This window comes from Bacillus sp. 41-22 (assembly GCF_025809295.1).
Taxonomy (GTDB): domain Bacteria; phylum Bacillota; class Bacilli; order Bacillales; family Bacillaceae_G; genus Bacillus_A; species Bacillus_A mycoides.
Genome location: NZ_CP084035.1, coordinates 1,547,606 through 1,563,108 on the forward strand (window position 1 = coordinate 1,547,606; position 15,503 = coordinate 1,563,108).

The 15,503-nt window shown below is 35.2% G+C and carries 15 protein-coding genes, 2 other RNA genes and 1 riboswitch; of the genes, 14 read left to right on the top strand and 3 right to left on the bottom strand.

All coding sequences use genetic code 11. The features are described from left to right. Nucleotides 1-103 precede the first annotated feature (103 nt). Both LCF45_RS07975 and pbuX read left to right on the top strand, forming a co-directional pair. On the top strand, nucleotides 104-697 hold the full coding sequence (locus LCF45_RS07975) for a xanthine phosphoribosyltransferase (RefSeq protein ID WP_263894734.1): 594 nt from the start codon (nucleotides 104-106) through the stop codon (nucleotides 695-697). A 2-nt stretch (nucleotides 698-699) separates the two neighbouring features. Further along, on the top strand, nucleotides 700-2,016 hold the full coding sequence (gene pbuX, locus LCF45_RS07980) for a xanthine permease PbuX (protein WP_002126498.1): 1,317 nt from the start codon (nucleotides 700-702) through the stop codon (nucleotides 2,014-2,016). A 15-nt stretch (nucleotides 2,017-2,031) separates the two neighbouring features. On the opposite strand, the gene LCF45_RS07985 is transcribed toward pbuX, so the two are convergent. Beyond that, a complete protein-coding gene (locus tag LCF45_RS07985) occupies nucleotides 2,032-3,195 on the bottom strand; it encodes a DUF418 domain-containing protein (RefSeq protein WP_002186276.1) in 1,164 nt (387 codons plus the stop codon). A gap of 729 nt (nucleotides 3,196-3,924) precedes the next feature. Between LCF45_RS07985 and LCF45_RS07990 the strand changes: the two genes are divergently transcribed. Then, complete coding sequence (locus LCF45_RS07990; RefSeq protein ID WP_078203021.1) at nucleotides 3,925-7,584, top strand: dynamin family protein; 3,660 nt, start codon at nucleotides 3,925-3,927, stop codon at nucleotides 7,582-7,584. Between the two features lie 3 nt (nucleotides 7,585-7,587). Here the strand turns inward: LCF45_RS07990 and LCF45_RS07995 are convergent, their stop codons facing one another. After that, complete coding sequence (locus LCF45_RS07995) at nucleotides 7,588-7,842, bottom strand: DUF3931 domain-containing protein (RefSeq protein WP_000369740.1); 255 nt, start codon at nucleotides 7,840-7,842, stop codon at nucleotides 7,588-7,590. Nucleotides 7,843-7,913: 71 nt separating this feature from the next. Between LCF45_RS07995 and LCF45_RS08000 the strand changes: the two genes are divergently transcribed. The 5 genes from LCF45_RS08000 (at nucleotide 7,914) to ssrS (LCF45_RS08020) (ending at nucleotide 10,015) form a co-directional block, all read left to right on the top strand. Next, nucleotides 7,914-8,381, top strand: a complete 468-nt coding sequence (locus tag LCF45_RS08000) for a GNAT family N-acetyltransferase (protein WP_002086567.1) — start codon at nucleotides 7,914-7,916, stop codon at nucleotides 8,379-8,381. A 21-nt stretch (nucleotides 8,382-8,402) separates the two neighbouring features. Next, nucleotides 8,403-8,675: a YpbS family protein gene (locus LCF45_RS08005; protein WP_000451806.1), complete on the top strand. Its 273-nt coding sequence runs from the start codon at nucleotides 8,403-8,405 to the stop codon at nucleotides 8,673-8,675. A gap of 2 nt (nucleotides 8,676-8,677) precedes the next feature. Continuing rightward, nucleotides 8,678-9,511 carry a sulfurtransferase gene (locus LCF45_RS08010; protein WP_002168769.1) on the top strand — a complete coding sequence of 278 codons (834 nt, stop codon included), beginning with the start codon at nucleotides 8,678-8,680 and terminating at the stop codon, nucleotides 9,509-9,511. Between the two features lie 116 nt (nucleotides 9,512-9,627). After that, nucleotides 9,628-9,810: non-coding RNA, 6S RNA (gene ssrS / locus LCF45_RS08015), on the top strand. 21 nt (nucleotides 9,811-9,831) lie between these two features. Continuing rightward, nucleotides 9,832-10,015: non-coding RNA, 6S RNA (gene ssrS, locus LCF45_RS08020), on the top strand. 55 nt (nucleotides 10,016-10,070) lie between these two features. On the opposite strand, the gene LCF45_RS08025 is transcribed toward ssrS (LCF45_RS08020), so the two are convergent. Beyond that, nucleotides 10,071-10,520, bottom strand: a complete 450-nt coding sequence (locus tag LCF45_RS08025) for a hypothetical protein (RefSeq protein WP_002030848.1) — start codon at nucleotides 10,518-10,520, stop codon at nucleotides 10,071-10,073. A gap of 83 nt (nucleotides 10,521-10,603) precedes the next feature. On the opposite strand from LCF45_RS08025, the gene LCF45_RS08030 reads away from it, so the two are divergent. From LCF45_RS08030 to LCF45_RS08055, 6 genes are all read left to right on the top strand, one after another. Continuing rightward, the gene (locus LCF45_RS08030) at nucleotides 10,604-10,915 is read left to right on the top strand and encodes a hypothetical protein (RefSeq protein ID WP_002126505.1); all 312 of its coding nucleotides are present in this window, start codon (nucleotides 10,604-10,606) and stop codon (nucleotides 10,913-10,915) included. Nucleotides 10,916-10,918: 3 nt separating this feature from the next. Beyond that, nucleotides 10,919-12,154 carry a glutathionylspermidine synthase family protein gene (locus LCF45_RS08035; protein WP_002168767.1) on the top strand — a complete coding sequence of 412 codons (1,236 nt, stop codon included), beginning with the start codon at nucleotides 10,919-10,921 and terminating at the stop codon, nucleotides 12,152-12,154. After that, entirely contained in the window at nucleotides 12,151-12,537 is a 387-nt protein-coding gene (locus LCF45_RS08040) for a DUF350 domain-containing protein (RefSeq protein ID WP_002086561.1), read from the top strand. Before LCF45_RS08035 ends, LCF45_RS08040 begins: the two co-directional genes overlap by 4 nt. Nucleotides 12,538-12,740: 203 nt before the next feature. Then, nucleotides 12,741-12,906: riboswitch (M-box (ykoK) riboswitch) on the top strand. A 354-nt stretch (nucleotides 12,907-13,260) separates the two neighbouring features. After that, the gene (locus LCF45_RS08045; RefSeq protein WP_002126507.1) at nucleotides 13,261-13,986 is read left to right on the top strand and encodes a P-type ATPase actuator domain-containing protein; all 726 of its coding nucleotides are present in this window, start codon (nucleotides 13,261-13,263) and stop codon (nucleotides 13,984-13,986) included. A gap of 132 nt (nucleotides 13,987-14,118) precedes the next feature. Further along, on the top strand, nucleotides 14,119-14,985 hold the full coding sequence (locus LCF45_RS08050) for a 5'-3' exonuclease (RefSeq protein WP_002126510.1): 867 nt from the start codon (nucleotides 14,119-14,121) through the stop codon (nucleotides 14,983-14,985). 337 nt (nucleotides 14,986-15,322) lie between these two features. Continuing rightward, a complete protein-coding gene (locus LCF45_RS08055) occupies nucleotides 15,323-15,463 on the top strand; it encodes an FbpB family small basic protein (protein WP_001228051.1) in 141 nt (46 codons plus the stop codon). Nucleotides 15,464-15,503: the final 40 nt, after the last annotated feature.

Consider the following 15,503-nt stretch of genomic DNA (forward strand, 5'->3'; position numbering starts at 1 on the left):
TTGTTTAGCATTCTTTTTTGCGAAACTCCAAAAGCGCGTCTCTCACTTGTAACGAGTGGTGGCGGCTTTTGGAGTTTTTTATTGCATAAGAGGGGGAACAAACATGAAAGTATTACAAGAAAAGATTTTGAACGAAGGAAAGGTTTTATCTGGTGACGTATTAAAGGTAGATGCATTTTTAAATCATCAAATTGACCCAGTACTTATGCAAGAGATCGGAAAAGAATTCGCTAAACGTTTTAAAGAAGAGAACATTACAAAAATCGTGACGATTGAATCTTCAGGCATTGCACCAGCAGTTATGGCTGCATTAGAGCTTGGTGTAAAAGTAATCTTTGCAAGAAAACGTAAATCGTTAACGTTACAAGATAATATGTACGTTGCAAACGTATACTCATTTACGAAACAAGAAACGAATGAAATTTCATTATCTCGAAATCATATCGATGAAAATGATTGCGTTTTAATTATCGATGACTTTTTAGCAAACGGTCAGGCTGCTTTAGGTTTAATGAGTTTAGTAGAGCAAGCCGGGGCAAGTATTGCGGGAATTGGCATTGTTATTGAAAAAGCATTTCAAGATGGAGGAAAGAAGCTGCGTGAACAGGGTGTTCGTGTTGAATCACTAGCAGAAATTGCATCACTTGATAACGGCACAGTTACATTTGTACAGCAAGAAACTGCGGAGGTGAACTAACGATGAAGCAGCACCCATTTAAAATCGCATCGCTTGGTATTCAGCACATGCTTGCCATGTACGCTGGCGCAATTATTGTTCCTCTTATTGTCGGCGGGGGACTTGGTTTAAATCAACAAGAATTAACGTATTTAGTATCGATTGACTTATTAATGTGCGGCGTAGCAACGATTTTACAAGCATTATCAAATCGCTTTTTCGGTATTGGGCTTCCGGTTGTACTTGGTTGTACATTTACAGCGGTTGGACCGATGATTGCAATTGGTAAACAATACGGCGTGTCCTCTATATATGGAGCAATTATTGCAGCGGGATTATTTGTTGTTATTTTCGCGAAATTATTTGGGAAGCTTGTAAAACTGTTTCCTCCTGTTGTAACAGGATCTGTCGTTACAGTTATTGGGGTTACACTTGTTCCAGCAGCTATTAATGATATGGCTGGAGGAGTTGGAAGTAAAGATTTCGGAAGTCTAGAAAATTTAGCGTTAGCATTTGGTGTTTTATTATTTATCATTATTATGTATCGTTTCTTTGATGGATTTATCCGTTCAATCTCTATATTACTTGGTCTTTTGTTCGGTACAATCGTCGCAGCGTTTATGGGGAAAGTAAGTTTGCAAGCGGTTGGAGAGGCAGATTGGTTCCACGGTATTCAGCCGTTTTACTTCGGGACACCGACATTTGAATTAACGCCAATTATTACGATGATTCTCGTTGCTTGCGTAGGAATTGTGGAAGCAACAGGGGTATATTTTGCATTATCTGATATTTGTAATAAAAAGATCGGTGAAAAAGAATTAACAAAAGGTTATCGCGCAGAAGGATTAGCAATGGTTCTAGGTGGTATTTTTAACGCATTTCCATACACAACATATTCTCAAAACGTAGGACTTGTTCAATTAACTGGAGTAAGAAATCGCGTCATTATCTATACTTGTGGTGGTATGTTAATTGCTCTTGGGTTTATTCCTAAAATCGCAGCCATTACAACAATTATTCCGAAATCAGTACTTGGCGGTGCAATGCTAGCAATGTTCGGCATGGTTATGGCATATGGTATTAAAATGTTAAGCAGTGTTGATTTTGGAAAACAAGAAAATTTATTAATTGTTGCATGTTCTGTCGGAATCGGACTTGGAGTTACAGTTGTTCCAACGTTATTTTCACAGCTTCCGGAAAACATTCGTATTTTGACAGATAACGGAATTGTACTTGGAAGTGCATCAGCAGTACTTTTAAATATTGTATTTAATATGGTGCCGCAGCGTAAAGTAAAAGAAGAGCCAGTTCCGATGCAAAGTGCAGTAAGAGAAGCATAGAAAAGCAAGGTCTCATTATGAGACCTTGCTTTTCTTTTTAAGTGGCATCATTTTCCCGTACGTACCAAGACGCCAAATGTACTCAAGTGGCCCATATTGGTAACGTGAAAGCCACCAGTGGCTAATAAAGATTTGTAACGTATAAAAGCCGATGCAAAATAGTGGTCCCACCCATAATGGAGCGGGATAATAATTTTTGAAAAATAGGCCGAATACAAGTAACGTAACAATCGTATGCGTGATGTAATTTGTTAACGCCATTCGTCCGACATATTGGAACGGACGTAATAATGTTTGCCATCTTTCTTTTTGTAATAAACGCATGAGCGTGAAAATGTAGAATATGAATAATGTTTTTCCACTAAACATTGTAAAGGCCTGCATATAAAATGGTTCATAAGATGGTTTTGATAAGAAGTAACGGACCATGAAGAACCACATTGGTAATGTCAAAATGAACATAATGATTTGCCATTTTTTAAGCTTTGGATCCAACTCTTTCGTGCGGCGGAAAATATCTTTTTTGCCGGCGTATAAACCAAGTAAAAATAGTCCAACTGTTTCTGGGAGCATGAATACATTTAGTCCAATTCCTTCAGAATAAAATGCATGGAAACGATTTTGTATTTGTGACACCCAGTCTTCAAGTGGCATGATCGGTAAGGAAAACCCTAACTCTGCCTTTGGTACTAAGGCAACCACTATACTAGCGATTAGCATGAAAAATTGAAAAATACTTAGTAAAACTAATGCCCATATTAAAATAGTACGAGGCTCTCTCTTATAAAATAACAATAAGAAAAATCCAGCGATGGCATAACTATGTAAGATGTCTCCGTCCCATAAAAGAACGTAATGCAAGAACCCAAATAATAATAAAATAAGCAAGCGGCGAACAAATAAAGTTTTCGGACGATCTGTTTTCGCCTCAGCACGATTCATAAAGATATAAAAACCTAATCCGAATAAAAATGAAAAAATAGTATAAAACTTCGTTTGAATAAACATGTCATAAAATAAGCGAATATAGCTGTCTAATCCATCATAAACGCCGGAAATATCTCGAGAATCAACACCAGCGATAACTGGCCAGTTAACAAGAAAAATACCTAGTACAGCTATTCCTCTAATAATATCGATGGAATGTATCCTCTCGCCTTGTGAAATATTTTGTGTCATTATTTTCCTCCTTGTTAAGTAATTCCCTTTTATCCCGCATTAACAAGCAGTAAGACTCCCACTTCAAAATTCAGTGAATACGAGGAAGTTAGGTGGGAGTCGGGCTGCTTGTAAAAGCCCGATTGGTTCAACTAATAATTAGTGGAGATGGGAAATATCCCCACTAATTACAGTTTCACTTTATTATACAAAATGTAAAGGGGAGGGTATATAGGTTATTTCCAATTTTTAAAACTGCTAAGATGTGTATTATGAGATATAATAAGAGTGCACAGCAAGTTTTAAACTTCTTTAAAACAGGCAGTAAAGCTCCTTTTCCCGAAGGAGCTTTCTTTTTTTAGAAATTTGTTGATAATGATTCTCTTTAATGATAAAATGTATTCAAAAGTGATAATCATTATCAAAAAAAGGTTGGTGTGTTAATATGGTGTATGCACTTGTTGCAGGAACGATTGCTATATATGTTGGTGTTACAAAGTATGTATTAAATGGAGTAGGAACAACAAAATGAATAATATTACATAAAATCCCTTTCATTTGTAAAAAGAATGAAAGGGATTTTTTATTTTTGATGTGAATATGCTGAAAATTTAGTATGATAATAAAGTGAAACTTTAATCAGCGGGGAGGTCTATCCCTCACTGATTACTAGCCCGCACGAAACGGGTTTTTACTGCCCACAAATAGCGGGATAAAGTATATACATCTTGGATAAAGGGGAACAAGGGGATGACAAACATAGTACAGACAAACGGTATGAAAAAACTTGTTTGTTTTTATGAAGAGTGGCAAAAAAACGGCGATGTAGAGAATAGTTTGAAGTTGTTTGAAGTGATTCAAAAATATAAACAAGAGCAGCTTATGCTAGCTTTTTGTGGTCATTTTTCTGCGGGGAAATCGACAATGATGAATCACCTATATAAAGCGCAATTATTACCGACAAGTCCGATTCCAACGAGTGCTAACGTTGTTAAAATTGAAAGAGGATCTGATCGTGTTGTTGTAACGATTAAGTCTGGAGAACAGTATGAATATGACGGCGCATATTCAGCAGAAGAATTAAAACAAATATGTAAAGACGGTGATGAAGTAATTGGTGTTCATATTTATCGAAATGATGCGCCAATTCCTGATGGGGTTATGTTAGTTGATACGCCCGGAATTGATTCTACGGATGATGCCCACCAATTAGCGACGGAATCAACACTGCATCTAGCAGATGTTATTTTCTATATGATGGATTATAACCATGTCCAATCAGAGGTTAACTTACAGTTTGTTAAAGAATTGAAACAACGTAATAAAACGGTTTATCTCGTTGTAAACCAAATAGATAAACATAAAGCAAATGAGTTATCGTTTGAAGAGTATAGAGATAGTGTAAAACAGTCTTTTTCTAACTGGGATATTGAAGTAGATGGTATTTTCTATACATCATTGCGAATGATGAATCATCCATACAATGAAATTCAAAGTTTAGAAGCATTAATCTTTTCTATCATGAAAGAAAAAGAGCAGTATGTAAGAAAGGGAATGGAGCGAGAAACAGAATATTTACTGCAAGAACATTGTTCGTTTATTCTTTCTGAAAATGAAAAACATCTCATGAAATATGAAGAAGAATTAACATCACCACTGTCACTTTCAGAGATAGTTGAAAAAAAGGAAGAGTTAACTGAAAATAAAGATCGGGTGGCTAGTAAAGAATCTGATGTGAGAAATGAATTTATAAAAGGTTTACAAGCCATATTAGATAACGCGTATTTAATGCCATTTGAAATGAGAGAATTGGCAAATAAATATTTAGAAACGAAATTAACGAAGTTTAAAGTTGGTTTGTTATTTGCGAAAGGAAAGACGGAGCAAGAAAAACAGAGACGTGTAGATGCTTTTTATTCTGCTCTTCAAAAGACTGTTGAAACGCAACTTGATTTTCATGTGAAAGAATTTATTGTAGCCTTCTTAAAAGAAGAAGGGTTATTTACAGAGGAAATAGGGAAAGACATATATGCGTTAGAAATTGCTTTCGGACCGGAAGTGTTGGCTGAAACAATTAAACAGGGGGCTGGATTTACCGGTGATTACTTACTTCTTTATACTGCTGACGTTGCAAATGAGTTAAAGAAAAGATACTTTATGAAATCTCAGCAAATCTTTGGAAAAAGTACGGGTATATTGCAGAAGAAAGTGAAGATAGAGATTGCTCGTATTGAAGAAGAAATTGAAAAATACACGATGTTACAAACAGCAAAAGAAACAAAATTACAGTACATTAAGACGTATGAGGAATATGAGAGCTATTTGGGAGATGTTTGGAATGAAAATGTTTCTATACCAGATGGATTGCAAATAGACGAAATATTACAAAGTAAAAAACAAGTTGTTAGTGAGAAGTTTAAACTACAAGAGCAAGAAATTGTAAATGATAACGTAGCGGCTAGTGAAGAAGAGATTAAAGGAACGAAAGCTTTAAATATTCAGCGTATATTAGAAAAAGTGAAGAAAGCTGAAACGATATTAGATCCATTGCCTACACTGAAACATCTACAGCAAGAAGTAGTTGGAAAAAGACAGCGTGTAGAAACGAAGCAATTTACAGTAGCGTTATTTGGAGCTTTTAGTGCTGGGAAATCATCATTTGCTAACGCATTGCTCGGTGAAAAGGTACTTCCTGTATCGCCAAACCCAACGACAGCAACAATAAATCAAATTTTGCCAGTTACAGAAGATAAACCACATGGAACGGTAATTGTCCAGTTTAAGTCAGAGCAAGCGCTGTTAGAAGATATGAAAGCTGTTTATAAAATGTTTCACTATGAAATTGCTACATTGGAAGAAGCGTTAACGAAAATTGATCAAATTATGAAATACCCTTCACCAAGCGGGAAGCAAAAAACAACATTTAGCTTTTTGCGAGCGGTACAAAAAGGATATGAGGCAGTTGCTAATCATTTAGGGGAACAATTACAAGTTACGTTAGAGGAGTTCTCTGATTATGTAGCTAATGAAGAAAAATCATGCTTTGTTGAGTATATGGAGCTTTATTATGATTGTGCTTTAACAAGGCAAGGAGTAGCTCTTGTAGATACACCAGGGGCGGATTCTATTAACGCGCGCCATACGGATGTTGCATTCCAGTATATTAAAAACGCAGATGCTATTTTATTCGTAACATACTATAATCATGTTTTCTCTCGTGCGGATCGTGAATTTTTAATTCAGCTCGGTCGTGTAAAGGATACATTTGCACTTGATAAAATGTTCTTCTTAATAAATGCTGCCGATTTAGCACAATCTGAAGAAGAACTTGAAATGGTAAAAGGTTATATTGCGGATCAGCTCCTGCAATACGGTATTAGAAATCCACGTTTATTTGCAATTTCAAGTTTATGTGCGCTTGAAGAAAAGCAAGGGAAAAGTATTGATAAAGAAAAGTATGGTATTTTACAAAACTCCGGGATTACTAAGTTTGAAGAATCATTTACGTCCTTTATGATGAGGGATTTAATGCTTGTATCTGTGCATGCTTTATATGGTGCATTGCAAGGAGCGAATCAGCTTCTTGTAAATATGATAAATGGCGCAAAGCAGGGAAATGATGAGAAAGAGAAGCAAACAAAAAAATATGAAGCAGAGCGTAATCAGCTACTTCATATTATTTCATCATATAGTGTACTTGCTGAAGAGCAAGCAATGCAAAATGAAGTGAAAGAATTGCTTTATTATGTACACCAACGTCTATTTTTACGCTATAACGATGTGTTTACTGAATTTATTAATCCGGCGTCGTTACGAACAGATGGGAATGTGAAAATGCAGTTGCAGCAATGTGTAATGGAATTAGTTTCATTTATTCAACATGATTTATTACAAGAAATGCGTGCGACATCATTACGTCTTGAAAAATGGATAGATGAAGCGATGAAGCGTGCAAAGGATGAAATTGTTGTGAATTGCAAAGTGGAAAATGAATCGATTTCTATGGGTGGAACAGTGGATTATGAATATAAAATTATTACACATAAAGAGCCGTTTCCTTCAATAGAAATAAAAGATTTTAAAAAGGCACTAGCACATTTTAAAAATGAGAAAAGCTTTTTTGAAAAAAATGATAAAGCTTTTATGCAAGAAGACGCTAAAGGAGTGTTAGAACCTTTCGTATCAAACTATGTAGTTGATGAAGAAGATTTATTCGTTCATCATTATAAGCAAGAGTGGGATGCAAAATGGAACCTATTCCAAAAAGTGATGCAGCAAGACGTTGAGAATTATTATGAAAGTATATTATTCGCTTTAGCTGAAACAATTGATGTATCGCTATACGAACAAAGTAAAGAAGAGCTACAAAAGCAGTTAGTAGAAATTGAAAAAGAAATTTATATTAAATAGCTGTTATGAAAAAAAGATTCGTTCAATTTTCTTTTGTAGTACAGTATCTAAAGATTTTACAAACCCTGCAAACTCATCAGTAGAAATCATATGGGTAAGAACTAAGCGTCTGCCGTCTGGTGTTTCACCGCATAAGACGAATGAAGAAAACTCATACGTTTTGTTTTCTACTACTAATTTTGGATAGGAATATGTGTCGCTCTTCTTTTTCTTTCCATCAATAGAGATGACGTTGCATTTTTTCTCATTGTTGTCCATGGTGAATCCCTCCTTTCTATTATCTATGGTAGACAAGGGGGGTTTAGAACAATAGAGGAGGGGGAATTTTTATGTCTGTTGTCATAGAGCGTATTTCGAAAGAAGCTATACCGAAATCTTTATTACTTCTTGCTGATCCAAGTGAAAGCCAAATTGATGCATATGTACAGAGAGGGTTTACGTATATAGCTAAACAAGAAGAAAGAATCATCGGTGTATATGTGCTTTTGGAAACAAGACCAAGGACAATGGAAATTATGAATATTGCGGTTGTAGAGCATTTGCAAGGAAAAGGGATTGGAAAGCAGCTATTAAGTCATGCCGTAGAAACTGCTAAAGGATATGGTATGTCAAAACTTGAAGTTGGTACAGGCAATTCTAGTGTTTCACAACTTGCTTTATATCAAAAATGTGGATTTCGTATTTTTTCTATTGATTTTGATTACTTTTCAAAGCATTATGAAGAAGAGATTATTGAAAATGGGATTGTATGTCGCGATATGATTCGGCTTGCAATGGAATTGAATAAGAACGTATAACTTATTTAGGGGGAAGAGAAGATGGAAGTACATAAAGCAATTACAGCACATTCTCGTAAACAAAATGAAAGTGTAAAAGCATGTTTACAATTAGATGCGCAGCGTGAAGCAGCTATTGAAGCAGCCGTATCTCTTGCGTCAAAGGGGAAAGAATTTTCGGTTGATATCATTAATGTTGTAACAAAGCAAATTAATGATCTTGCAAAAAATGGTGTTACACTGCAGCGTAAATTTGTTACAGAAGAAATGGTTATGGAGTATGTAAGTCGTTTGCAAGAGAAAGAAGGTCGTTAAAGATGATAGTTACAGTCGAATGGTTACGTGAGCATATAGAAGATGAGAATGTCCGTATAATCGATTGTCGTTTTGATTTAGCGAATCCTAATTGGGGTAGAGAAAAGTATGAGGAAGAACATATTCTTCATGCGTTATATTTTGATTTGAATTTAGATTTATCAAGTCCTGTAACAGAACATGGTGGTCGCCATCCATTGCCGAATATTGAGGAGTTTGCAGACAAGCTTTCACAAGCTGGTATTGGTGAACATACGACAGTAATTGCATATGACAGTCAAGCGGGTGCAAATGCTTCTCGTCTCTGGTGGTTATTAAACTATGTAGGACATGAGAAAGTATATATATTAGATGGCGGATTTCCAGCTTGGAAAGAGAATGGACTACACACAACGCCGAATATCCCAGTTATTGCACGAAAACCTTTTATACCGGAAATACAAGAAAATATGCTTGTAACGATGGAAGATGTGAGAGGGAAAATTCGTGCAGGTGCAAATATGACATTAATTGATTCTAGGGAACCAAAACGTTATGCTGGTGCGGAAGAGCTCGTTGATTCGAAGGCAGGGCATATTCCGACGGCAGTAAACTATTTTTGGAAAGATGGGATTTTAGAATCGGGACACTTTAAAAACGAAGAGGAACAGCAAGGGCGTTTCCAAAATCTTGATAAAGAGAAGGAAACAATCGTATATTGTGGTTCTGGTGTTACAGCGTGTCCGAACATAGTTGCATTAAAATTAGCTGGTTTTCAAAATGTTAAATTGTATACAGGTAGCTGGAGTGATTGGATTTCTTATCCGGAAAATCAAATTGCAAAAGAAGAAGATTAATCACTTGCATGCAAAAATAATTTGTATTAAAATAAGGTCACAAGCAAGAGATTGCTTCAAAAAAATTATATTTTACACATTGGAAACAATGTGATAATATAACGACAAGTAAATAATACATCCTGCGGTGTGCGTAACTTATTTATGTCTAAAACCGATGTTAGTTTTACGGAAGCTCAATATTTAGTGACCATTATCAAGCCTTCCTTGTGGAGGAAGATATACGGTAACTGTGAGGGCATCCACCTGCGAGTAGCGGGTTTTTGGACATTTACGAGAGACGGCACTTGCGGGGGTCTTATTTCAACTAATAGTATATAAAATTCCTACGGTGTACGTAGCTTGTGTATGTCTTAAACCAATAAGTATAATGCGGAAGTTCAATATTTAAATGTAGATAGCAGGCCATCTTTTTAAGAAGGAAGTTACAAACATTTGTGAGAACATCCACCTGTGAAAGCAGGTTTATGGACATCTATAGATAACGGCATATGTGGGACTATATAAAAAACCTTACGTTTTATACGTAAGGTTTTTTTGTTGAATAAATATACTCATGTTATCTAGATTTACCTGTAAAGTTCCCATAATAAATATAGCACTTGCGGTCTTCATCAATTTCTCTTGAATCGAGGGTGAATTCCAAATGTATTCCATCCCGTTGAATATATATAATATCTGAATGGAGAGAGGGTAAGATATCCTCGTAATTCCAAATATCTTTACTTTCTATCATAATTGAGCAGGTTTCCTTTAGTTCTCTAATTTCAAAACCTATGTGCGAATATGTAGGATCTGAAGGGTCGTTGGAAAAAACTTCTTTTTGTATATATAACACTGCTGTCCCGTCTGGATCTACTGAAGTTGCAGTAACGATATATGTATTTCCATCTTTTATAAAATATTCACAAGTCATGCGCGCGACAATTTCAGAATTAGAAATATTTGCGTAGTTCCATAAAGCTGGATACCCGTTTGTTTCATCATTGAGCCGATATTCCAATCGCATTTTATCCCTCTTCTTCCTTTTTCTTCTACTTTATCATGACATCTTATATAATAGAAATATAATTTAAAAAGGGGAGTGCAAAGGTGACAAAAACGAAATGGCTAGTAGGTGGTGTCCTAACATCTTTAATGACGGGCACTTTATTTGGCTGCGCGCAAGATATTCCCCCCGAACCGAATGATAATAGTTGTTCTGATTGGGATTGGGATGATGAGCTTGGTGTTTGGCAGTGTGATGATAGTAGTTCAGGTTATCGTGGACATTACTTTTATGGTGGTACATACTATCAAAATAAATCCACCTTCAAAAATTCATCAGAGTTTAAAACTTATCAATCTTCGGCCGAATTTAAAGGTGGAATTGGAAGCGGTTCAAAAGGTGGATTTGGAGGTTAAAATATGTCGCAATACATAAAGAAAAGAAAAGAATTTTATTCGAATTATCCTCATTTCTGGTCGGACTTATATGAATGTGAGTATAGTTTGTTTCATGTTTTCCCGATAACAGAGCAAACAATGAAACAATTACAAGTAGCAACTGAACGAATGGGAAAAATATTTTTTAAGACTGCTAGAATTCTTCGGAATTTATCTAATGAACAGCTTCTTGAACTCGGTTTTCCAACTGCAAGCTTGCCTTTTATTAGACTGAAAGGGATGTATCCTGAATCTGTTATTTCACGATTTGATTTTGCTTTAACAGAGGATAATCGTATTAAAATGCTTGAGTTTAATAGTGATACTCCAACTTTTATTGTGGAATGCTTTCAAATGAATGGAAAAGTTTGTGAAGAACTTGACTATGATGATCCAAATGCAAATCAAGAGCGCTTACTTTCTTCTGGTATTACAAAAGCCGTAATGGAGTTTACAAAAGGAATGGAAGAGCCAAATGTTGTTTTCACAGCTCATCCTGAACATATAGAAGATTGGAATACGACTATGTATTTGAGTGGGCTATGTCATGTTGAAAATAAAGTGATGCCAATGACAGAACTTAGAATTACAGATGATGCTTTAGTAGATAGAGATGGTTTACCAATTGATGTTTTGTATCGCCAAACATATCCAATTGAAGACTTGATTGAAGATCAAGATCCCGAAACGGGGGATTTGGTGGGAGTAGAACTTTTGCAACTTGTAAAAGAAGGAAAGCTTTTTATTATAAATCCTTTGTCGGCCTTTTTACTTCAGCCGAAATCAATTCAATGTCTTATTTGGGGATTAGCAGAAGAAGGTGCTTTTTACACAAGTGAGGAACAAAAGTGGATTAAAGAATATATGCTTCCTACATATTTAGAGCCAGATTTATTTTTGGGGAAAAGTCCTTTCGTTCAAAAACCTTCGTTCGGTAGGGAAGGTGACACGATTACGATTCGTGATAAGGATACAAATATTATGATTCGAAATGCACATGAAACGTATAAATCGTCACTGCCTATATTTCAGAAATATACAGAGCTTCCAGTTGTATTTTTGGAAACTGAAAAAGGAATTGAGAAGCTGTCGTACGTGTTTGGGGCTTTTTTAATTGCTGGAAAAGCGAGCAGCATCGGTATACGTGCCGGAGAAAAAATTACGGGAAATGAATCGTATTATTTACCGGTAGGTATTAAGAAGGAGGAAAATAAATGATTAATTTTTTACTATATTTAGCAGTATCACTTGTACTTTTATGTATCGGTCTTTTTCTTATGGAAGTGACAACGAAAGTTAAGGAATTTAAGTTAATGGCTCAAGGGAATAAAGCGGTAAGCTATGTACTTGGAGGAAGACTACTTGGTCTTGCTATCGTTTTATATTCAACGGCTGCTAATTCTATTTCAATTCTTGATATGGTTTCATGGGGAGCTGTTGGGATCTTAGCTCAAATTATTGTCTTTTATTTAGCGGAATGGCTTACACCACGTTTTAATATTAATAAAAGTCTTGAAGAAGATAATCAAGCAGTTGGTCTTTTCCTTATGTTTTTATCACTTTCCATCGGAATTGTAATTGCTGGTTGTGTAACGTATTAAAACCCTTACATTTTAACGTAAGGGTTTTATTTTTCATTTGCTAATTTTTTGCAATATGTGTTCAATTAATTTATGTAGCCGAACGCTGAGCAGGATGCGTATTAGTGTACTAAACTCGAGATAGTTATTGTAATAAGGAAAAGTTTCCATACAAAGTGTTGACATCTATTTTAAATAAGAGTAACATTTTCTATGTAATTATAATAAGTCTCTGTTAGGTGAGGCTCCTGTATAGAGAAATGCTACTGCCCAAAAATGTCGAGAGACGCCAATGGGTCAACAGGAATGATCGAATTAAGGTTTTTCTTAACGTAGCTGGTAATGAACCTATGCTATACAGTGCTAAAACTCGGCGAGGGAGAGGTCCATAGATTTCTAATTGTATTATATTAGGAATCGCTTATTTGTGTATGCAATGACCTTTGCTCTCTTATGAGTAAGGGTCTTTTTTGTTAGCAAGCTATGAGTAATTTCATAGTATAGATTATAACTAAAAAATTAAAGAGGAGGTGAGGAGCATGTCAAATTCTGACTCGGTTCCGTTACCCATATACTTCAAATCAAAAATATATGATGTAGGCAGGAAACGACTTGTTCCTCCCTCTATATTTATCATAATGTAGCGTTTATTCGAGTATTTAAGCGCTAGACACTTTCACAGTAAAGTGGATAAATTGAGAAACAAAGCGTTTCTTCCTATGTTGTAAAGGAGGAGACGATAATATGTTATATGTAAATAAAAGTGTGGGTAACACTTCGTATAAATTAAGTAAAAAAGCAATGAAAGAACAAACAATGCTTCAAAAAAATAAAGATTTATTAATTGAAATCGCAACAAGAGATGTAAAATCTGTATTTGCGTATTTTAAAACAACAAGAGACGGACTATCTATGAAAGAGGCACAAAAGCGTATTCAAGTATACGGCCGAAATGAATTAACTTCAAAAAGAGCGCGTATTGCGGAAGTAATGATGAAGCTAAGTGGAATGATCCCAGGTCTTTCAAAACAACATATGGGTGATGAATTACAATGTGAAACAGTTACTGTTTCTAGAGTAGCTGGCTGTAGCGTAACAGGGCTAAACAGTGAACTAAAAATGATGAAATTACCAGTACAAGAGCTTGTACCTGGAGATATGATTTTTCTTTCAGAGGGCGATACAGTGCCGGCAGATGTACGTATTATTTATGCAAATGATTTATTAGTAAATGAATCTATGCTGACAGGAAATAATGCTAGTATTGAGAAATTTGAAAGTTGCTATCATCTTGAACGTAAACGATTTATTCCATTAAAACGGATGAAAGACTATAATCCACTTGAACTTGAAAATGTATGTTTCAAAGGTACGTATATTGTTGACGGAAATGCAAAGGCTGTAGTTGTTTCGACAGGTAAAAATACGTATTCAGGAATACTTCATACTTGCTGCGGTAGAATGTCTTAATGTGTTAATGATGCTAAATATACAAAAACAATGTATAATAGACAAAGTTGAACAAAAACGTAGAATGGTAATCTATATATAACCTTACGTGATAACGTGAGGTTATTATTTTTTGTTAGTAGGAGAGGAATTATGAAAAAAGTATTATTAGTTGATGGTATGGCACTATTATTTCGTGCTTTTTACGCAACAAGTGTATATGGACAATTTATGAAACGACAAGATGGTACCCCGACGAATGGGATTCATGGTTATATGAAGCATTTATTAACAGCAATACAAGCAATCGAACCAACGCACATTGTAACGTGCTGGGATATGGGAAGTACGACATTTAGAACAGAATCTTTCTCGAATTATAAAGCAAATCGTGCAGCACCGCCGGAAGAATTAATTCCGCAATTTGATTTAGTGCAAGAAATGACTGCGAAATTATCTATGCCTGTAATCGGTATGAAAGGTTATGAAGCGGATGATTGTATCGGTACGCTTGCAAAACAATATTGCAATGAAGCGGAAGTTTATATTTTGACAGGTGATACAGATTTACTTCAACTTGTTGATACGAATGTTACAGTTATGCTTCTTCGTAAAGGAATTGGAAATTACGAGTATTACACACCGGAAAAAATCATGGAAGAGAAAGGTGTAGAACCTTGGCAAATTGTTCATGCGAAAGCTTTCATGGGAGATACAAGTGATAATTATCCGGGTGTAAAAGGTATTGGTGAAAAAACAGCGTATAAGCTGATTCAAGAATACGGGACAGTATCGGCAGTGCTAGAAAATATAGCATCATTAACGAAAGCGCAGCGCACAAAAATTGAAAGTGATTTAGAGAATTTAAATATCTCTTTACAATTAGCGCAAATTCATTGTGAAGTTCCAATTTCATGCTTATTAGAAGAAGGGTTACACACAATGGACGAAGAAAAACTACGCTTTGTTTGTAACGAAATGAATTGGGGAAGACCTGAAATATTAATTAATATGCTTTAAAGAGTATGGAAAGGTTGATCAAATATATTTTTGATTAACCTTTCTTTTTTTTGTTCACAAAGTTGTCAGAAAATAAACGGAATTTTCATATGAAGTTCAAATGGAATTCACAACAATCAATTATTATAAGGACACACAGATAAATCCTTATCCCGCATTAACGGGAGATAGGACTTCTATCTCAGTATTATAGCTGAATAGAGAGTGATGATGGAAGAGTAACTCCCTGTAAAAGCCCGATTGATGTAGGCTAATAATTAGTGAGGGTAAATCCTCTCATTGATTAAAGTTTCAAGTTATCTTTTATATAAACCATCCCCCAAGGAGGAAAATAAACATGCGAAAAAAAGTGAGAAAATCCTTTAAACAATTATTAATAGAAAATAAACAATCCCTACTAACTAATAAAGAGAATATGAAAGAAATTGAAGAACGGATTGAGAAACGACATGTAGCATATAGTGCTGCTAGTAATTGATAATTTTGTTTATGAAAAAAGCTTGTAGTTTGGATATTAT